Genomic DNA, 18,336 nt, shown 5'->3' with positions numbered 1-18,336 from the left:
AATTTATGATTTAGTCAGGCCAATCTCAGCGAGACGCTGATTTAAAAACTCGCCAGCAGTAATATCATCGTATTGTTTTGGATTGTTTTCATCTATACATTCTGGTAAACAATTTAGTTTCATATCACTTCTAGGATGCATAAAAAAAGGAATAGAATACCTTGGTTTATCCCATTCTTCTCGCGGTGGATTGATAACACGGTGAATAGTTGAACGCAATTTATTATTGGTATGGCGTTCTAGCATGTCTCCAACATTAATAACCAAATCACCTTCATCAGGCTTAGCATCTATCCATTTTCCATCTTTACGTTTAACTTGTAGACCACCGGTCGAAGCTCCCATAAGTAAAGTAATAAGGTTAATATCTCCGTGTGCACTGGCTCTCACAGCGCCTTTTGGTTCTTCGGTAATTGGCGGATAATGAATGGGCCTTAAAATAGAATTGCCATTTTTGGCCCAATGGTCAAAATAAGTTTCTTCTAGGCCAATGTAAATGGCAAGAGCTCTTAATACATAAATTCCGGTTTTTTCAAGAGCCTTGTAGGCTTTCATCCCTGTAGGATAAAACGCTGGTAATTCTTCAACTTTTAAATTTTCAGGATAAGTTTCAGATAAATTAGCATCAGCGTCTGGTTCTTGCCCAAAATGCCAAAACTCCTTTAAATCCCCTTGAGAGCGTCCTTTGGCATGTTCTTTTCCAAATGACACATAGCCTCTTTGACCAGCCAGCTCTTCGCGTTCATATTTTACTTTAACATCTTCCGGCAAATCAAAAAACGCTTTGACTTCACGATATAAATCTGACATTAATTCATCGTCGAGGAAGTGGTTTTTTAAAGAAACAAAACCAATTTCTTCATAAGCTGAGCCAATATCGTTGACAAAATCTTGTTTTTGTTGTGTGTCATGAGATAAAAATTTTTTTAAATCAACACTTGGTATGTTGGTCATAGACATGCTAAATCGTTTTAATAGTTGCTAATTTAAAAAAAATTAATGTTACTCTTTGAAATAATGATTAATCCAATGTTTTAATTTTATGATTTATTTGATAATCTTCTAAGCGCTATCCCTTTACATTTGCACCAAAAAATATGGAAATTTTAAAAGCTTTAAACTGGCGATATGCGACAAAATCTTTTGATCCTGACAAAAAGTTGCCTGAATCAACAATACATGGTATTAAAAGAGCTTTTAATTTGACCCCGACGTCTTACGGTTTGCAGCCACTTAAACTCGTTGTTACAAGTGATACCCATATTCAAAAACAATTATATGAGGCTAGCTACAAACAGAAACAAGTTAAAACAGCTTCACATGTTTTTGTGTTGTGCATTGATAAAATTATCGATAAAAATTTTATAGAAAAGCATTTTAAATTGGTTAAACAGGTTCGTCAAACGCCAGATAAAATTCTAAGGCCATTTAGAGATTTTTTAATTGATGACTTTTCCAAAAAAAGTAATACTCAACTTAGAGCTTGGGCCATAAATCAAGCTTATTTGGCTATTGGTAATATGCTTACCGTTTGTGCTGTCGAAAAAATTGACGCCTGCCCCATGGAAGGTTTTGATGCAAAAGAATATGCCTCTATATTAAACTTAAACCATTCAAATATTGAGCCTGTTCTCATTATGCCTGTAGGATATCGAGATCAAAATGACGAGTTTTCAAAATTTGAAAAGGTGCGTCGTCCTTTAGAAGAAGTTGTTATTGAAATTAATAGTTAACATAGTCAATAATCTCCAACCCATAACCAATCATCCCAACGCGTTTAGTTTGTTTGGTATTGGACATCAGTTTAATTTTATGCACATTGATGTCATGTAGGATTTGAGCACCAATTCCAAAATCTTTATTGTCCATTTTTAATTGAGGTGCCTTTACAATTCCATCACCTTGTTGGTCTTTTAATATTTTTAACCTGGATAAAATATTTAGACTTTGTACATTTTGATTAATGAAGACAATTGCGCCTTTGCCCTCTTTGTTGACCAATTTAAACATATCATCAAGTTTTTTGTCAGCATTATTGGTCAATGTGCCTAGGATATCATTATTGACTAAAGTTGAATTCACACGAACCAAAACAGGTTCGTCGGCTTTCCACTCACCTCTAGTCAATGCTAAATGAATATGATTGTTTGTGGTTTGTTGATAAGCTCTTAATCTAAAATGTCCAAAACGCGTTTGCAAGTCAAAATCTTCCTTATTCTCAATGAGAGAATCATGAGACATTCTGTAGGCTACTAAATCTTCAATAGAGACAATTTTAAGATGGTGTTTTTTTGCAACCTCTACCAATTGTGGTAACCTTGCCATACTACCGTCTTCATTCATGATTTCGACAATAACACCTGCCGGTTTAAGCCCGGCCAATCTCGCAAAATCTATTGCCGCTTCAGTATGGCCAGTTCGCCGTAGAACACCGCCTTCTTTAGCTTTTAATGGAAAAATATGTCCCGGTCGGTTAAGTTGATGTGGTTTAGTATTGTCATGGCATAAAGCTTTGATTGTTTTAGCGCGATCTGCAGCAGAAATACCTGTGGTCACACCTTCTCCGTTGAGATCAACAGAGATGGTAAAGGCAGTTTCCATAGGATCTGTATTGTTGCCTACCATCATATCCAACTTTAGACGTTCGCAACGCTTTTCTGTTAATGGGCAACATATGAGTCCACGTCCGTGCTTGGCCATAAAATTAATCATTTCAGGCGTGGCGTTTTCTGCAGCGGCTACAAAATCACCTTCATTCTCTCGATTTTCATCATCGACAACTATAATGACTTTTCCTGCTCTTATATCGGCTATGGCTTCTTCTATAGTGTCTAGTTTAATGTCTTGTTGACTAATCGTTTTCGTCATGAGGTTTAATCAATTTTAATTGTCTCAATATTTTTTTAACAGGCTCAGTAATGATATCAGTATTGATAAAGCCTTGATCTGTTGTAGCTCTATAAGTTAAGTAAATGCCTAAAGGCAACATAATTAAAGTAGAAATCCAAGCGCCTAAAAATGGGCTTAACTTACCTGACTCTGCACTATTTCCCGCAAATATACCAAAGAAATGATAGGCTAGAAATAATAAAATAGAAACCACAAGTGGTAAACCTAAACCGCCTTTTCTGATAATAGCTCCTAAAGGTGCGCCGACAAAGAATAAAACTATACAACTGATACCAATAGCATACTTTTCATGAAGTTCAAGTTCTACACGGTTTAATATTCGAGCTTTATTTGCAAACACTTTTTCCTTGGCCATGATTTGAGTTGAAATTCTGCCAACAGAGCTTTCTGCCAAACTAAAGATTTGTTTTTGTATATGTTTAGATTGTTTTAAAATCAAACTGTCTAAAATATAGTATTCATCTGGATGGAGAATTTTTGATCTCATGCTATCCGGAACAGAAGTGGTTTTTTGGGGATCGTTTTGAGGTATTTGACGTTTAGATTGTTTATTGTCTTTAGTTTTCTGCCCTGTTTTCTTAAACAAATTAGTATACCCATTTCTCTGATTCATAAAACGGTTATAAATTCCAATATTTTTGGTATAATTATTTGAAAACGAATCTAAGTTTGTTCTCAATTCTGCCGTATTGAGCGCTTTATAAGGGTGTGTCGCGCTTTCATCAGTTAAATCAGTTTTGTTAAGCTCAGAGATGTCTATATTTAAAACATATTCGTCAAATGACGTTTTTACAAAGGGGCGCTTTTGTCTTTCTTTATAGTTTTTAGGTGGAATTTCGTTGTAGTAATTACCGTTTTTTAAAACCAGTGAAATTAAATTCGGATTACCACCAGACTTAAATTCGCCAGTCTTTGATTTTATTACAGTATGATTACCACTTCGCTTTTGGTTTTTTTCATGTATAATGACATCGTTTAAAATTTCTTGATTTTCACCTGTTTTTTTATCAACCTTAATGACATAAGAGGCGATATCGCTAAATCTATTTTCATTGATGGCCATCGCGGGTTTTACTTGTGCCAGGTTTTTTCTCAAGTTTAGCGATTTGAATTCTGCCCAAGGAATTACGGTATTTGAAAATTGAAAAGTAACATAACCTAATATTACAATGAATATAATCAAGCTTCCCATAGCACGTTGCAATGAAATGCCTGCTGATTTCATAGCAGCAAACTCGTAATTTTCAGAAAAGTTTCCAAAAATCATGATTGAAGTGACCAAAATAGTGAGTGGTAATATTAAGGGTACTAAACTGGGAAGCATGTAAAAAATAAATTTTGCAATGATTACAACATCCAGTTCTTTTCCAGCCAAATCTTTAATAAATGCCCATACGATATACAAGGTAAATATGAGAATCAATATCATAAATACCGATAAAAAGGTTTTTAAAAATGAAAATAGAATATATCTATCGAGTGTTTTCAAATCAACTAATCTAATTCATTGATGTAATAGTCAGGATATTTGCTTTTATCAAATTTAAAAGTATTTTCAGACAAAGGTTCGTTAGGTTTAAAGCTTGAAATTTTTATTTCTGTTCGCGTCCCATTATTCATCGTGTAAATCAAATTAGATATATTCTTTGTATGCTTATCTACACCGAGTAAAATATTTTTGTAATCAGCATTGGAGTCGATAGGTATCAATTTAATATATTGTATTTTACGACCACTCTGATTTTGCTCTATATCCCATTTATACACATATCCATCCTCAAAAAAAGTCAACATTTTTGATGGTGTTATGGTATTGTCGTCTTGAGAATTAACAGACGAAATATTAATTTCTTCGTCGGCAGGAATTATGGTGTATAGTTTTGAGCCATCAAAAATCTGTGTAGTGCCCATCAAATTAAGACGGTATTTGTTACCTTCTACATAAACCTCGCCTCGGGTTTCTTCTTTGAGCTGTTCAGCAATATTTTCTAAAGTATAGGAGAAATTTATGCTGATATTGTCATAACTACGCACTTTTTCTAAAACATCATTTGCTAAATTTTCAGCTTTAGGATCATTTTGAGCTAGGACAGAAATAGAATATACACCTACCAAAAAAAATATTAAAAATTTATTTTTCATTTAACTTGACTTGTAAATTATTTTTCAAAAGTAAGGGTATCAAATTTGATACCATTTTTTTTATTCATTTTTTAATAATTCGTTGAGGGCATTCATGTCAGGCACTAAAACTTGGCGCGCTTTGCTTCCTTCAAAAGGCCCAACAATTCCAGCAGCTTCGAGTTGGTCTATAATTCGTCCAGCTCGATTGTAACCGAGTTTAAGTTTACGTTGCAATAAAGACGCTGATCCCTGTTGAGCGGTCACGATGACTTCTGCCGCATCATTAAATAATTTGTCACGATCTTCAATACTATTATCAAGTGGAGATTTGGACTCTTCACCGACATATTCTGGCAATTGGTAGGCTTCCGGATAGGCCTTTTGAGAGCCAATAAAGTCTGTTATTTTTTCAACTTCAGGCGTGTCGACAAAAGCACATTGTAAGCGTATCACTTCGTTGCCCTGTGTAAACAACATATCACCTCGCCCTATCAGTTGGTCGGCTCCTCCAGCATCCAAAATAGTACGAGAATCAATTTTTGAAGTCACTCTAAATGCTATTCGGGCGGGGAAATTGGCCTTTATCATCCCGGTTATGACATTAACAGATGGACGTTGTGTTGCAATGATCAAGTGAATTCCAATAGCTCTGGCTAGCTGTGCCAACCTTGCAATTGGGGTTTCTACTTCTTTACCAGCGGTCATAATCAGGTCTGCAAATTCATCGACGACTAAAACTATATAAGGTAAAAAACGGTGTCCATTTTCTGGATTGAGTTTACGGGCTTTAAATTTGACATTGTACTCTCTTATGTTTCTGACCATTGCCTTTTTCAAAAGCTCATATCGCGCATCCATTTCAATACACAACGAATTTAAAGTATTGATAACCTTTGTATTGTCTGTAATAATAGCTTCTTCTGTATCTGGAAGTTTAGCTAAGTAATGGCGCTCAATTTTATTAAATAAAGTCAGCTCTACTTTTTTGGGATCAACAAGTACAAACTTAACTTCTGCGGGATGCTTTTGATACAACAATGACGTTAAGATTACATTTAAACCTACAGATTTACCTTGACCTGTAGCTCCTGCCATGAGTAAATGTGGCATTTTAGCCAAATCAACAACAAAAGTTTCGTTTGAGATGTTCTTACCAAAAGCTATTGGCAGTGCCATCTCTGCATTTTGAAATTTACTAGAGGATGCAACAGATTTCATCGATACAATAGAGGGTTTTTGACTTGGTACTTCTATACCAATTGTACCTTTTCCTGGAATTGGCGCTATGATTCGAATGCCTAAAGCTGAAAGTGATAGTGCAATATCATCCTCAAGGTTTTTAATTTTTGAAATGCGTATTCCTGCATCGGGAATAATTTCATATAAAGTCACGGTTGGCCCTACTGTGGCTTTAATCTGAGCAATTCCAATTTTGTAATTATTGAGCGTTTCGACAATTTTATTTTTATTTTGCTCAAGTTCTTTTTCATTGATTGTTATCCCTGTACCTTTTGTATAATCTTTTAATAAATCTAAACTTGGAAATTTGAAATTTTTTAACTCTAGTGTTGGGTCAAATTCACCAAAATTTTCAACGATTTTTTGAGACTTTTCATCAACCTCCTCATCTTCATTGGTCGTTTCGACTTCCATTTTTACCTCGTCACTTTCAGAATTTGAGATGTTATTATTTTCCTGTTTATCAAAACTTTTATCTTCATTATTTAAAACAAAAGCGTTTTCAATTTCGGCATCATTAGCTTGATCAGCAGGTGTTTTGTCTTTTTCAGTAAAATTGGTCTCGACTTTAAGCTCTTCAGCATCTTTCTGCTCTGGTTCAGTTTTTAAATCTTGTAAGTCTTCAGCAACAGCCTTAGATCTAAAGAGATTTGTGATATGTTTTGGGGTAATTTTAAGCCTTACGACAAGATATATGATAAACAAAAAGCAAATGACAAGAATCGTCCCGGTTTTACCAATAAAATCTGCAGCGATGTCGTTAAGCTCATAACCAATCATACCACCTAATACCGGATGAGAACTGGCAAAAAAACCTAAACCAATACTAATAATCAACATAAGATACAATCCCCAAAACCAACGTTTGGCAAGTGAGATCTGCTTTAAATTTAAAAACAAATACAAGCCACTCATCATTACAAGAATTGAAAAATTGAAGGCTGCTATCCCGATTCCTTTATAAATAAAAAAATGACCAAGATAGGCTCCAAATTTGCTCAACAGGTTTTTTGATGGAATATCCCGGTTAAAAACTTCATTAATTGTACTATGGTCGGCTTGCCATGTCCAAATAAAAGACAGAAATGATATAAATAATGCCAAACCCACAAAAAAGAAGAAACTCCCCAAAACAATTTTTTGTCTTTGGTTTAAACCAAAAAGTGAAGACTTTGATTTAGATTTTGATTTGGTAGTTTTAGATTTGGCCATAGTTTGGTTCTAAATTAATCGCAAAGTTACAAAACAAAGTGATTTTGTAAATATAATTGGTATTTTGATGAATTATTTTCCGAAAATATGATCTCGTAATTTTAACAAACTTTGAAACCTGTTTAGGCTATTTTATTATAGACATCAGGACATATTGACTATCTTTGCAGACTGAATTGGTTAAACATGTCAAAAACAGAAAGTCAGCCTCCAATCCTACAAATTGTAAGTCTAATTAAATCTGTTTTGTTTTCTACAAAACTCATGGCTATGTTATTCATTATTTTTGCTCTAGCCATGGCAATTGGGACATTTGTTGAAAACTCTTACACAACACTCACAGCTAGAGAATGGATTTATAACGCTTGGTGGTTTGAAGTGATAATGGCATTTTTTGTCATCAATTTTTTAGGCAATATCGCCAGGTTCAAGTTATGGCGTAGAGAAAAATGGACAACTTTACTATTTCACCTTTCATTCATTTTGATACTCGTTGGGGCTTTTGTAACTCGATATATTGGTTTTGAGGGCATTATGCCTATAAGAGAAGGTGAAGTTGAAAATACAATGTTATCTAGAGATGTCCATTTAACGACTTATATTGATGGCGAAATCAACGGACAAGCTCGCCGACGTAGTCAGCATTTCCCATTAGTTTTATCTGATGGTTTAGACAACAATAAAATTATTGAAACCAATTATAACGGTATACCCGTAACATTTGAAGTTTTAAAGTTTATTCCAGATGCTAAAATGGGCATTGTTGAGAACCCACAAGGCACAAAGCATCTTAAAATCGTTGAATCTGGTGATGGACAACGGCATGAGCACTATTTGAAAAAAGGCGAAGTTGCTAATATTCACAATACACTTTTTGCTTACAACAAGCAAACTGAAGGCGCTATCAACATTACTGAAAATGCCTCCGGAGAATTTAATATAAAAAGTCCATTTGAAGGTCAAGTGATGCGAATGGCTGACCAAAATCTATCTGTTTTTAAAAAAGATTCTTTACAAGCCTTAAAATTTAGATCATTATACAGCATTGGCCAAATGCAATTTGTCATACCTGAAATGCCTATAAAAGGTGAGGAAGGCATCGTAAAATCAGACATTCAAAATAAAGATCAACCCGATGGTGTAATTTTAAAAGTGTCTACCCAAGGTGAAGCCGATACTTTAAACTTGATAGGAGGTCGAGGCATGTTAGAGCCTATGACTTCCACATCGGTTGGTGACTTTGACATCAGTGTGCGTTATGGCAGCAAAATCTTAGAATTGCCTTTTGCCATAAAGCTCAATGATTTTATTGCAGAAAAACACCCGGGCACAGAAGACAGAGCCAATCCCAGTTACAAATCCTTTAAAAGTAAAGTACAAGTTGTAGACGGTAGTCAATCTTATCCTTATGAGATTTATATGAATCACGTTTTAGACCATAAGGGTTATCGTTTTTTTCAATCCTCTTTCGACCCAGATGAACTCGGGACTGTTTTATCTGTTAATCATGATTTCTGGGGAACTTGGATTACCTATATCGGCTATTTTTTATTGTATCTCGGTTTGATGCTGATTTTGATAGATAAAGGTTCAAGGTTTGGAAAATTAAGACAACAACTCGAGAAAATTAAAGCTAAAAAGGCTAAACTTATCAGTGTATTTTTGATACTCTTCAGTCTATCAGGGTTGGCACAAAACACAGAATCCAATTCAAATCAAAATACTCATGAAGTTCATAAATCACAAAACAGCTCGCCAATGGCGTTCAATGCTGAAAAATTTGATTCACTCATTTTGGCTAATGCAGTAGATGCTAAACACGCTGCTAAATTTGGAAAACTCGTGGTACAAGATGAAGGTGGCCGAATGAAGCCAATGAATACTTTTTCTTCTGAATTGTTGAGAAAATTAAGTCACAAGGATACCTACAAATCGCTCAACTCAGACCAGGTCATGCTATCTATGATAGAAAATCCGGTAATTTGGTACACCACGCCTTTAATTTATTTAAAATCAAGAAATGATAGTTTACACCATGTTTTAGGCATCGAAGAAGGGAAAAAATATGCAACTTTAACTGATTTTTTTAATCCGGATGGGAGTTACAAATTAAGTCCTTTTTTAGATGAAGCCTACCGTGCTAAAGTCAGAAATCAGTTTGAAAAAGATTTTGTTAAAGCAGATCAACGCGTGAACTTATTTTATGACGCTTTACAGGGTAAACTCTTGAAAATATTTCCAATCCCTGAGCATCCCAACAATAAATGGGTGTCTCGAAATGAAGCTATTGAAGAAAATTACTTCTCAGGGATGGATTCGGTTTACACAAGACAAATTTTACCGATTTACATGCAGCGTCTTCAAACAGCTAGACAGAGCAATGATTATACTAAAGCCGATGAAATCTTGGTTGGAATGAAAAATTTTCAAAAAAGATTTGGCTCAAAGGTGATGCTATCTGACCAAAAGGTCGATGTTGAAGTCCTATACAATGAGGTTGATATTTTTAACCGGCTCTATAAATATTACTTACTAGCAGGAGTCTTGATGATTTTTGTGGTCCTGTATCGAATCTTTAAACAAAATAAACTTAATCTCGGGTTACTCAATGTGTTTAAAATAACCTTAGTATTGCTCTGGATAGCACATACTTTAGGCCTAGTTGCACGTTGGTATATTTCAGGTCATGCGCCTTGGAGTAATGCTTACGAAAGTATGATTTACGTGGCTTGGGCATCGATGTTTTTTGGTTTAGCTTTTGGACGTAAAAGCGATTTGACTATGGCGTCAACCGCTTTTGTTACGTCTATCATTTTGTGGGTTGCGCATATGAATTGGGTAGATCCTTCTATTGCTAATCTCCAACCAGTTTTAGATTCTTATTGGTTAATGATTCACGTGGCAGTTATTGTGGCGAGTTATGGCCCATTTACCCTGAGTATGATTATTGGTTTGGTTGCCTTAATCCTATTGATTATTACCACAAAAAAGAATAAGAAAAAGTTGGACTTGAATATTAAAGAACTCACTGTTATTAACGAAATCTCCCTAACAGTAGGTTTGGTAATGTTAACGATTGGAAACTTTCTTGGTGGACAATGGGCAAACGAAAGTTGGGGACGCTACTGGGGTTGGGATCCAAAAGAAACTTGGGCTTTGATTAGTATTATTATTTACGCCTTTGTGATTCACATGCGATTTGTGCCTGGTTTACGTGGCAGATTTGCTTTTAATTGGGCTTCTGTCATTGCTTTTGGTTCAATTTTAATGACCTATTTTGGCGTAAATTTTTATTTAACAGGTTTACATTCTTATGCCAGCGGAGACCAAATCATCAGTTATCAATTTATCATTATAACGCTTGTAGCCTTATTGATTTTAGGTTATTTTGCCAGACGACAATACCTTAAACACTATAAAAAATAAATCATTATGAAATCATTCATTATTAAAAGTTTTACTGTTTTAAGTTTAATTTTATTCATGTCATGTGGTCAATCTACAGATGTAGTTGAATCTGGAACTTACACAGGAAAAATCATAGAAGTTGAAGCAGATAAATCTGAAATATACGTCAAAACAGAAGAAGGTAAAACACTTGAACTTTACTTTGTAGATGAAACTAAATTAACACAAGACGGGCAAAATGTACCTTTTTCAACTTTAAAAGAAGGCCAAAATGTTGAAGTCAAAGTTGAAAAAGTTGGTAAGCGTTTAGACCCTCTCAGTGTTAAGATACAATAAATTTGCAAATTTTTTTTGACATTCAAACTTGGCATCCGCTGACGGTTCATTTTCCGATTGCGTTTTTAAGTCTATCTACATTGCTAAGTTTTTATCTTGTATTTAAATATAAGAAAACATTAGCTCAATTTAATTTGAGTATACTGTTTTTAGGTGTAATTTGTGCAATAGTTTCACTTTATACCGGTGATATTGAAGACGGTAAAGTATCAAGAACACTTTGCGACCCTACGATTTTAAAAGACCATGAAAACTATGCTTACTACACGGTTTATGCTTTTTTGGGATGTACTGTTTTGTGGTCGATTAAACTGTTTACATCTGTAATAAAAATTAAAAAAGCCTTTATGGTTTTAATTTTAATTTTAAATTTTGCTGGGCTTGCAGGTTTGATTTACGTTGGTCATCTTGGAGCATCTTTGGTTTATGAGCAGGCTGCCGGCATAAATATACCAAGCGAAGATTGTTTGAATTTATAATACCCCCAAAACATTGATATATTGCAATGGTTTTATGTAATATTAAATCATAGATCTTATTTTAAAAAATTATATTTGGTCAGAGTTTCAAATGTTCTAAAGACCTTATTATAAAGACTAAAAGCTTATGTATACTCCAAAAGTTTATAAACATGACAATATTGAGGATATTAAACAATTCATTAGTGATCACGGTTTTGGAATATTACTCAATCAAACTGGAAATAAAATAGTTGGAACCCACATACCATTAGAAATTGATAAAGATGAATTTGGAAATGACATCCTATTTGGTCATATCTCAAAAGCAAACCCACAATGTAATACATTAAAAAATGATAGTGAAGTCTTAGCTATATTCAATGGTCCACATGCCTATGTTTCTTCCTCTTGGTATGAAAAAGAAGATGCACCAACATGGAATTATATTGCTGTTCACATCTACGGAAAAATACGTCTAATTGATGATAATACCTTAGTGTTATGCTTAGAAAAACTGGTTGACAAATACGAAAGGCCATCTGAAGAACCAATTTCTGTACAAGAAATGTCAAAGGAAACATTAGGTCAAATTCGTGGGATATTAGGGTTTTATATTGAAATCAATAAAATCGAATCGACTTACAAGTTATCACAAGATAAAAATGCTAAAGATTTCAATACCATAATAGCCAATCTTAAAAAGCGCAAAGACTTTCCATCTAAAACTGTCATAGATTATATGACGTCGCTTAGAAAGTAATTTAGTGCAATACAATAAGTAAAAATTACTAAGTATCATTTTTAATAAAAATGATTTTAATGAAGTATTCTTATAACTTACAGCTGGCTTTAATTATATTTGTGTTATGAATCATTTTGTTGTATCGGCAAGAAAATATAGACCCGAAACCTTTGATGAGGTTGTCGGTCAAAAGGCAGTAACCAGCACACTAAAAAATGCTATTGAAAATAATCACTTAGCTCAAGGGCTATTATTTACGGGTCCACGAGGAGTAGGAAAAACGTCTTGTGCTCGTATACTTGCTAAAACCATTAATCAATCTGAGGTTGAACAAGACTCAGATTTTGCATTTAATATATTCGAGCTGGATGCTGCATCTAATAATTCTGTTGATGATATCAGAAATTTAAATGATCAAGTACGCATACCGCCTCAATCCGGAAAATTTAAAGTCTATATTATTGATGAAGTGCATATGCTTTCTCAGCAAGCCTTCAATGCTTTTTTAAAAACACTTGAGGAACCTCCTAAACATGCGATATTTATTTTAGCCACAACCGAAAAACATAAGATCATACCAACAATTTTATCGCGATGTCAGGTATTTGATTTTAAACGGATTACAGTCCAAGATATTAAGGATCATTTAAAAACTATCGCTAAAAAAGAAGGTGTTGAGGCAAAAGATGAAGCTTTGCAAATCATTGCTCAAAAGTCTGATGGTGCAATGCGTGACGCACTTTCTACTTACGATAGAGTAGTCAGCTATTGCGGAAAAAAATTAACAAGACCTGCAGTTGCAGAAAATCTTAATGTTTTAGATTTTCAAACCTTTTTAGATACTACTAATTTAGTTTTGAAAAATGATATTCCTGGTGTTTTAATGTATTTTAACGATGTAATATCAAAAGGTTACGACGGTCAGCATTTTATCTCTGGACTGGCCTCGCACTTTAGAGATCTTTTGGTTTGTAAAAACACTTCAACTATAGAGCTCCTTGACGTCGGCTCGTCCACAAAAGACGCTTATAAAAAACAAGCTGATAGTCTGAGCATGAAACAATTGCTAAACTTTATAGACCTGGCTAATACATGTGACTTTAATTACAAACTAAGTCAAAACAAACGTCTTCATGTTGAATTATGCTTGATGAAATTAGCTTCTTTAGAAGAAAAAAATCGCCAAAAAAAAAAGTCAAATAAGATAAGTTCTCCACAAAATCTAGCGCATCGTGAGTCTGATTCTCCTCAACCAAAAGACAATCTCCAAAAATCGAACAAAACTCATCAAAAGCAAAAGGAAGATAACACAACTCAAGTTTCTGAATCAGAGCCTGCTAATGACAATAAACAATCATCTAAAATAAGTCAAACCGTAAGTTCTAGTAAGACAAAGAAAAATGCGCTTTCTTTGAAAGCAATTCAATATAAAAAAGAACATCAAAAACAAACGAGCCCAAATCAAATCTCAGAAAAGATTTTAGATGAAAACTACACCCAAGAAGACATAAAATCTGCATGGATAAATTTTGCTGAAATTGTAGATAAAAAAGGAGAAAAACTTTTAGCCTCAACCTTACTTTCTGATATACCAAAATTAAAGGAAAATTGTATTGAAATACAGATGCCCAATGAAACCATGAAAATTGAGATTATTCAAAATAAAGATCGAATTTTGAAATACATTCAAAACACGCTACAAAATACACAAATAGACCTTAAAGTACATGTCAATGCAACCCAGAAAAAAAAGTATGTACACACTAAAGAAGAAAAATATGAAAGGCTAAAAGAAATTAACCCTAAAATAGAATTGCTCAAACAAAAATTAGATTTAGATTTTTAAATATGCTAGGATTAAAACTGCCAACAGACCCTAGATGGGTCAACATTGCTGAAAAAAATATCGAGGAAATATTAATCGATCACGCTTATTGTGAACAAAAAGCTGCATCGACTGCAATATCTTTAATCGTAAGCTTTCCAGAATATGAAGAACTGGTCATCAAAATGACAGACTTAGCTCAAGAAGAAATGAGTCATTTTAAAATGGTACACGACCTCATGCGATCACGTGGAATAAAGATGGGTAGAGATAGAAAAGATTTATATGTTGTTGAGCTAATGACATTTTTTCCTAAGGGAGGAAGCCGAACCGATCAGCTTATTCATCGTTTACTGTATGCAGCATTAATTGAAGCCAGAAGTTGCGAGAGATTTAGGCTTTTGTCAGATCAGCTAAAGGATAAAAGTTTAAAAAAATTCTATCGAAAATTAATGATTTCTGAAGCCAATCACTATACCATGTTTTTAAAACTAGCCAGACAGTTCGGCAATGAATCAAAAGTCAACAAAAAGTGGCAAGACTTATTAGAGTTTGAAGCTAAAATCATGAAAAGATTAAGTCAGCATGAAAGTATACATGGTTAATTTTTAACTCTGATAATATTCAAAAGCTTTGTAAATTAACTGATGCTCAACTTTACAATCTAAAACTGGTTCACCAAGGGACTTCAGCAATACAAAATTGACTTGATTGCCCACGTTTTTTTTATCGTATTTCATGAGCTTTATAATATGACTGATTTCTTCTTTATTAAATTTTTGAAATTTATAAAATTGGTGAATAAATTTCTTGAGATGATTTAATTTATCAAAAGGAAAACCAAACATTTTGGCTGAAATATAGGTTTCTAATATCAAGCCAATAGCTATGGCTTCACCGTGAAACAAATGATTAGAATCATCTAGCGACATTCTGAAAGATTCTATGGCATGTCCTAAAGTGTGCCCATAATTTAGGACTTTTCGCATGCCTTTTTCTTCAATATCATTGCTGACAATGTTTTGCTTTATAGCAATAGATTCATTTATCAAATGACGAATTTGATGATGTACCAAACGCTCTACAGAAAGACAATCATTGAAGTAGCTTTGGTTTTCTGGATTGATTAAGCCGTGTTTTAACATTTCAGCGAAGCCACTCACCAAATGTTCATAGGGTAAGGTTTTTAAAAAATCTTTTTCTACCACTACCATTTCAGGATTACGAATAACCCCAATCTGATTTTTTAGGTTGTTAAAATCGACTCCATTTTTTCCACCAATAGCAGCATCTACCATGCCCAATAATGACGTTGGAATATGGATAAATGAAATTCCTCTTTTAAAACAAGAAGACACAAACCCTCCGATGTCAGTAATTACACCTCCACCAAGATTTATCATTACAGACTTGCGATCGGCTCCTTTTTTAGATAGAGTGTCCCATATATAAATGCATGTATCAAGAGTTTTATTTTGTTCTCCAGATTCAATACAGATAATTTTCAAATCCCAAGACAAACGATGATTTAATATTTCAAGACAATATTTCTTTGTGTTTTCGTCTACTAATACAAAAATAGATGACGGTCTAATTTTATTAAGATAATCATTTAGAGCACTAAAAGCTTTTTTATCTAAAACTACTGGGCAAATGTCTTTATAAAATGTCATAAATATTGTGTTAAGATAGGGATATTACTCTTGTAAATTTAATAAAATGCAACAACTAATAATTATCTTTGAGCAAAGTAAAGCTCACAATGTTAGATACCAAAATTTTTAATAATACCAAACGCGCGTTTGTTTTAAAATCCAAAAAAGACCTTAACCGGTCTATTTTTATATTCAGGCTGATGAATATTCCTTTTCTCGTTCCAATTAGTATTTTCGTAGCAAAAATAGCGCTAAAACTTCATCTTCCTATAGAATGGTTAATTAAAAAAACCATTTTTGAACAATTCTGTGGTGGAGAAACACAAAAAGAGTGCTTACCGCTCATCAAGCTAATGTATTCAAAAAAGGTTTACAGTGTTTTAGACTACTCAGTAGAAGGAAAAAGTGAAGAAGCAGAATTTGATAAAGCGACTCAAGCAAAGGTTGATATCATTAAATTTACTGCACAGCAGAAGGAAATTCCGTTTGCAGTCGCAAAACCTACCGGTCTTGGTCGTTTTAAAATTTGGGAAAAAGTAAGTCAAAATATTACTCTAAATGACAGTGAAAAACACGAGTGGAAGCGTATCAAAAAACGTTTAAAACACCTTTGTCAAACAGCTGTTGATTACGATACAAAACTCATGTTTGATGCAGAAGAATCATGGATGCAAGATGCTGCAGATGATTTGATAGAAGATATGATGAAAATCTTCAATAAAGAAAAAGCTATAATTTTCAATACAATACAATGCTACAGATGGGATAGATTGCGCTATGTTAAGGATATTCATGCTAGAGCTCAAAGAGAAAATTTCAAACTAGGCTTCAAAGTAGTCAGAGGTGCATATATGGAAAAAGAAAATTTTAGAGCAAAAAGAAAAGGTTACCCAACTCCAATATGTGAAGATAAAGAAGCAAGTGATGTCAACTTTAATGCTGTGATGTGTTATTGTATTGACAATATTGATGATATTTCAATATTTATAGGAACCCATAACGAAGTATCGAGTTATATGGCACTACAACTTATGGAGCAAAAAGGCTTAAAGTTGGATGATGACCGCATTTGGTTTGGTCAACTCTACGGGATGAGTGACCACATTAGTTACAACCTAGGAAGTGAATGCTCAAATGCGATTAAACTTTTACCCTTTGGTCCTGTAAGAGATGCTGTGCCCTACTTATTTAGAAGAGCGCAAGAAAACTCCTCGGTTCAAGGACAGTCTTCTCGTGAACTCTCTTTACTGTTAGAAGAAAAAAAACGTCGAGCTGGTCAATATGTTAAGCGTGTAAACTAGTATAATTTATGAAACTTCAAGATTTTAACGAAGGCTATGATCCTTACTATGATTTGTACCTTAACAACATTGAGACAACAGACGAGATGTTTAGTAGGCTCAACGAAAATTTAAATATTGTTTATAATTTCTTTAATCAATTGAGTGAAGATAAAATGAGTTTTGCTTATGCTCCGAATAAGTGGACCATAGCTCAAATATTACAGCATATCATAGATACTGAACGTATTTTTTGTTACAGAGCTCTAAAGATTGTCAGAGAAAACAGAGCTAAAATTGAATCTTACGATCATGAAGCCTATGCTCAAAATTGTAAGCCTCAAGATAAATCCAAACTTTTAAAAGATTACGTAAGCAACAGAAAAGCTAGCATAAGCCTATTTCAGACTTTTGATAGAACAGAACTTAAAAAATCTGTTGATTTTGGTGATTATAAATTTAGAGTTGGTTTAATACCATTTATATTTTGTGGTCATGAACTTCATCATCTTAATGTCATTAGAAAGTTGTACTTGTAGAAGTTTTATTATCACAAAACATTATTTATAAAAAAAGCCACTTCGTTTAAAGTGGCTTAATTCTTAAAGGAGGCGACGACCTATTCAATGACTGCCTGTGAATAGAAGTGTAACGCAGTATGAACAGAAGCAGGAACCTGGCAGTCCGGACAGGCTGGTTAATCCCGAAAACGGAGTGCCTCGGGGCTCTCCTACCAAACATTCTAAAAACAAAAACCCCAACTATAAATAGTCAGGGTTTATAATAAAGAAGGCGACGACCTACTCTCCCACGCATTGTAGTACCATCGGCGCTAACGGGCTTAACTGCTCTGTTCGGAATGGGAAGAGGTGAGCCCCGTTGCTATAATCACCTTAAGTCTTAACATCCAGGTGATGGATGCCCTATAGATTTTGAAGGCTATAGGTTTCCTAATCCTTTGGGATCAGGAATTTAATAAGTTAACATACTGTAATAATAAAAAGAGTCATACGGGTAAAAAAAAGTTAAACGGATGATTAGTACTACTCGGCTATGACATTACTGCCTTTACACCTGTAGCCTATCTACCCTATCGTCTTTAGGGATCCTTAAAAGAAATCTCATCTTGTGGTGGGTTTCGCGC

General features: G+C 34.0%; 15 protein-coding genes and 2 rRNA genes. 9 read left to right on the top strand and 8 right to left on the bottom strand.

The features are described 5' to 3' along the window. Positions 1-3: 3 nt before the first annotated feature. Positions 4-954 carry an isopenicillin N synthase family dioxygenase gene (locus FCN74_RS04570; protein ID WP_138931424.1) on the bottom strand — a complete coding sequence of 317 codons (951 nt, stop codon included), beginning with the start codon at positions 952-954 and terminating at the stop codon, positions 4-6. Positions 955-1,097: 143 nt separating this feature from the next. On the opposite strand from FCN74_RS04570, the gene FCN74_RS04565 reads away from it, so the two are divergent. Continuing rightward, on the top strand, positions 1,098-1,733 hold the full coding sequence (locus FCN74_RS04565; protein WP_171047103.1) for an NAD(P)H-dependent oxidoreductase: 636 nt from the start codon (positions 1,098-1,100) through the stop codon (positions 1,731-1,733). On the opposite strand, the gene ribB is transcribed toward FCN74_RS04565, so the two are convergent. The 4 genes from ribB to FCN74_RS04545 are packed head-to-tail and all read right to left on the bottom strand — an operon-like array spanning position 1,723 to position 7,485. Continuing rightward, entirely contained in the window at positions 1,723-2,868 is a 1,146-nt protein-coding gene (gene ribB, locus FCN74_RS04560) for a 3,4-dihydroxy-2-butanone-4-phosphate synthase (RefSeq protein WP_138931423.1), read from the bottom strand. The genes FCN74_RS04565 and ribB overlap by 11 nt on opposite strands. Next, entirely contained in the window at positions 2,852-4,399 is a 1,548-nt protein-coding gene (locus FCN74_RS04555; protein ID WP_138931422.1) for an LptF/LptG family permease, read from the bottom strand. The genes ribB and FCN74_RS04555 overlap by 17 nt, the downstream gene beginning before the upstream one ends. 5 nt (positions 4,400-4,404) lie before the next feature. Further along, the gene (locus tag FCN74_RS04550) at positions 4,405-5,052 is read right to left on the bottom strand and encodes a LolA family protein (RefSeq protein ID WP_138931421.1); all 648 of its coding nucleotides are present in this window, start codon (positions 5,050-5,052) and stop codon (positions 4,405-4,407) included. Positions 5,053-5,112: 60 nt separating this feature from the next. After that, positions 5,113-7,485 (bottom strand): FtsK/SpoIIIE family DNA translocase, encoded by a 2,373-nt coding sequence (locus tag FCN74_RS04545; RefSeq protein ID WP_138931420.1) that lies wholly within the window; start codon positions 7,483-7,485, stop codon positions 5,113-5,115. A gap of 186 nt (positions 7,486-7,671) precedes the next feature. Between FCN74_RS04545 and ccsA the strand changes: the two genes are divergently transcribed. From ccsA to miaE, 6 genes are all read left to right on the top strand, one after another. Next, positions 7,672-10,911, top strand: coding sequence for a cytochrome c biogenesis protein CcsA (ccsA, locus tag FCN74_RS04540; RefSeq protein ID WP_246062558.1), 3,240 nt, complete (start codon positions 7,672-7,674; stop codon positions 10,909-10,911). Positions 10,912-10,917: 6 nt separating this feature from the next. Next, positions 10,918-11,229: a hypothetical protein gene (locus tag FCN74_RS04535; RefSeq protein ID WP_138931419.1), complete on the top strand. Its 312-nt coding sequence runs from the start codon at positions 10,918-10,920 to the stop codon at positions 11,227-11,229. 2 nt (positions 11,230-11,231) lie between these two features. Next, positions 11,232-11,708: a DUF2231 domain-containing protein gene (locus FCN74_RS04530; protein WP_138931418.1), complete on the top strand. Its 477-nt coding sequence runs from the start codon at positions 11,232-11,234 to the stop codon at positions 11,706-11,708. 127 nt (positions 11,709-11,835) lie between these two features. Next, positions 11,836-12,450, top strand: coding sequence for an FMN-binding negative transcriptional regulator (locus FCN74_RS04525; RefSeq protein ID WP_138931417.1), 615 nt, complete (start codon positions 11,836-11,838; stop codon positions 12,448-12,450). A gap of 106 nt (positions 12,451-12,556) precedes the next feature. Beyond that, the gene (dnaX, locus tag FCN74_RS04520; RefSeq protein WP_138931416.1) at positions 12,557-14,278 is read left to right on the top strand and encodes a DNA polymerase III subunit gamma/tau; all 1,722 of its coding nucleotides are present in this window, start codon (positions 12,557-12,559) and stop codon (positions 14,276-14,278) included. A 2-nt stretch (positions 14,279-14,280) separates the two neighbouring features. After that, on the top strand, positions 14,281-14,862 hold the full coding sequence (miaE, locus tag FCN74_RS04515) for a tRNA-(ms[2]io[6]A)-hydroxylase (protein WP_138931415.1): 582 nt from the start codon (positions 14,281-14,283) through the stop codon (positions 14,860-14,862). Positions 14,863-14,865: 3 nt separating this feature from the next. On the opposite strand, the gene aroB is transcribed toward miaE, so the two are convergent. Beyond that, complete coding sequence (gene aroB / locus FCN74_RS04510) at positions 14,866-15,930, bottom strand: 3-dehydroquinate synthase (RefSeq protein WP_138931414.1); 1,065 nt, start codon at positions 15,928-15,930, stop codon at positions 14,866-14,868. Positions 15,931-16,019: 89 nt separating this feature from the next. Between aroB and FCN74_RS04505 the strand changes: the two genes are divergently transcribed. Both FCN74_RS04505 and FCN74_RS04500 read left to right on the top strand, forming a co-directional pair. Then, positions 16,020-17,213, top strand: a complete 1,194-nt coding sequence (locus tag FCN74_RS04505) for a proline dehydrogenase family protein (RefSeq protein WP_138931413.1) — start codon at positions 16,020-16,022, stop codon at positions 17,211-17,213. A gap of 8 nt (positions 17,214-17,221) precedes the next feature. Next, positions 17,222-17,731 carry a DinB family protein gene (locus FCN74_RS04500; protein WP_138931412.1) on the top strand — a complete coding sequence of 170 codons (510 nt, stop codon included), beginning with the start codon at positions 17,222-17,224 and terminating at the stop codon, positions 17,729-17,731. Between the two features lie 248 nt (positions 17,732-17,979). On the opposite strand, the gene rrf is transcribed toward FCN74_RS04500, so the two are convergent. Both rrf and FCN74_RS04490 read right to left on the bottom strand, forming a co-directional pair. Continuing rightward, positions 17,980-18,088: ribosomal RNA gene (gene rrf, locus FCN74_RS04495) — 5S ribosomal RNA — on the bottom strand. 120 nt (positions 18,089-18,208) lie between these two features. Next, a 23S ribosomal RNA gene (locus FCN74_RS04490) occupies positions 18,209-18,336 on the bottom strand; the annotation flags it as partial.

It is taken from the genome of Mesohalobacter halotolerans (assembly GCF_006120725.1).
Lineage (GTDB): Bacteria > Bacteroidota > Bacteroidia > Flavobacteriales > Flavobacteriaceae > Psychroflexus > Psychroflexus halotolerans.
Note: the sequence above shows the minus strand (reverse complement) of the source record. Positions and strands in the feature narration are given on the sequence as shown.

What these genes read in the sequence shown, in the direction of transcription:
- FCN74_RS04570 (WP_138931424.1), bottom strand. Translation starts at nt 954, where the DNA reads ATGACCAACATACCAAGTGTTGATTTAAAAAAATTTTTATCTCATGAC.
- FCN74_RS04565 (WP_171047103.1), top strand. Translation starts at nt 1,098, where the DNA reads ATGGAAATTTTAAAAGCTTTAAACTGGCGATATGCGACAAAATCTTTT.
- ribB (WP_138931423.1), bottom strand. Translation starts at nt 2,868, where the DNA reads ATGACGAAAACGATTAGTCAACAAGACATTAAACTAGACACTATAGAA.
- FCN74_RS04550 (WP_138931421.1), bottom strand. Translation starts at nt 5,052, where the DNA reads ATGAAAAATAAATTTTTAATATTTTTTTTGGTAGGTGTATATTCTATT.
- FCN74_RS04545 (WP_138931420.1), bottom strand. Translation starts at nt 7,485, where the DNA reads ATGGCCAAATCTAAAACTACCAAATCAAAATCTAAATCAAAGTCTTCA.
- ccsA (WP_246062558.1), top strand. Translation starts at nt 7,672, where the DNA reads ATGTCAAAAACAGAAAGTCAGCCTCCAATCCTACAAATTGTAAGTCTA.
- FCN74_RS04535 (WP_138931419.1), top strand. Translation starts at nt 10,918, where the DNA reads ATGAAATCATTCATTATTAAAAGTTTTACTGTTTTAAGTTTAATTTTA.
- FCN74_RS04525 (WP_138931417.1), top strand. Translation starts at nt 11,836, where the DNA reads ATGTATACTCCAAAAGTTTATAAACATGACAATATTGAGGATATTAAA.
- dnaX (WP_138931416.1), top strand. Translation starts at nt 12,557, where the DNA reads ATGAATCATTTTGTTGTATCGGCAAGAAAATATAGACCCGAAACCTTT.
- miaE (WP_138931415.1), top strand. Translation starts at nt 14,281, where the DNA reads ATGCTAGGATTAAAACTGCCAACAGACCCTAGATGGGTCAACATTGCT.
- aroB (WP_138931414.1), bottom strand. Translation starts at nt 15,930, where the DNA reads ATGACATTTTATAAAGACATTTGCCCAGTAGTTTTAGATAAAAAAGCT.
- FCN74_RS04505 (WP_138931413.1), top strand. Translation starts at nt 16,020, where the DNA reads ATGTTAGATACCAAAATTTTTAATAATACCAAACGCGCGTTTGTTTTA.
- FCN74_RS04500 (WP_138931412.1), top strand. Translation starts at nt 17,222, where the DNA reads ATGAAACTTCAAGATTTTAACGAAGGCTATGATCCTTACTATGATTTG.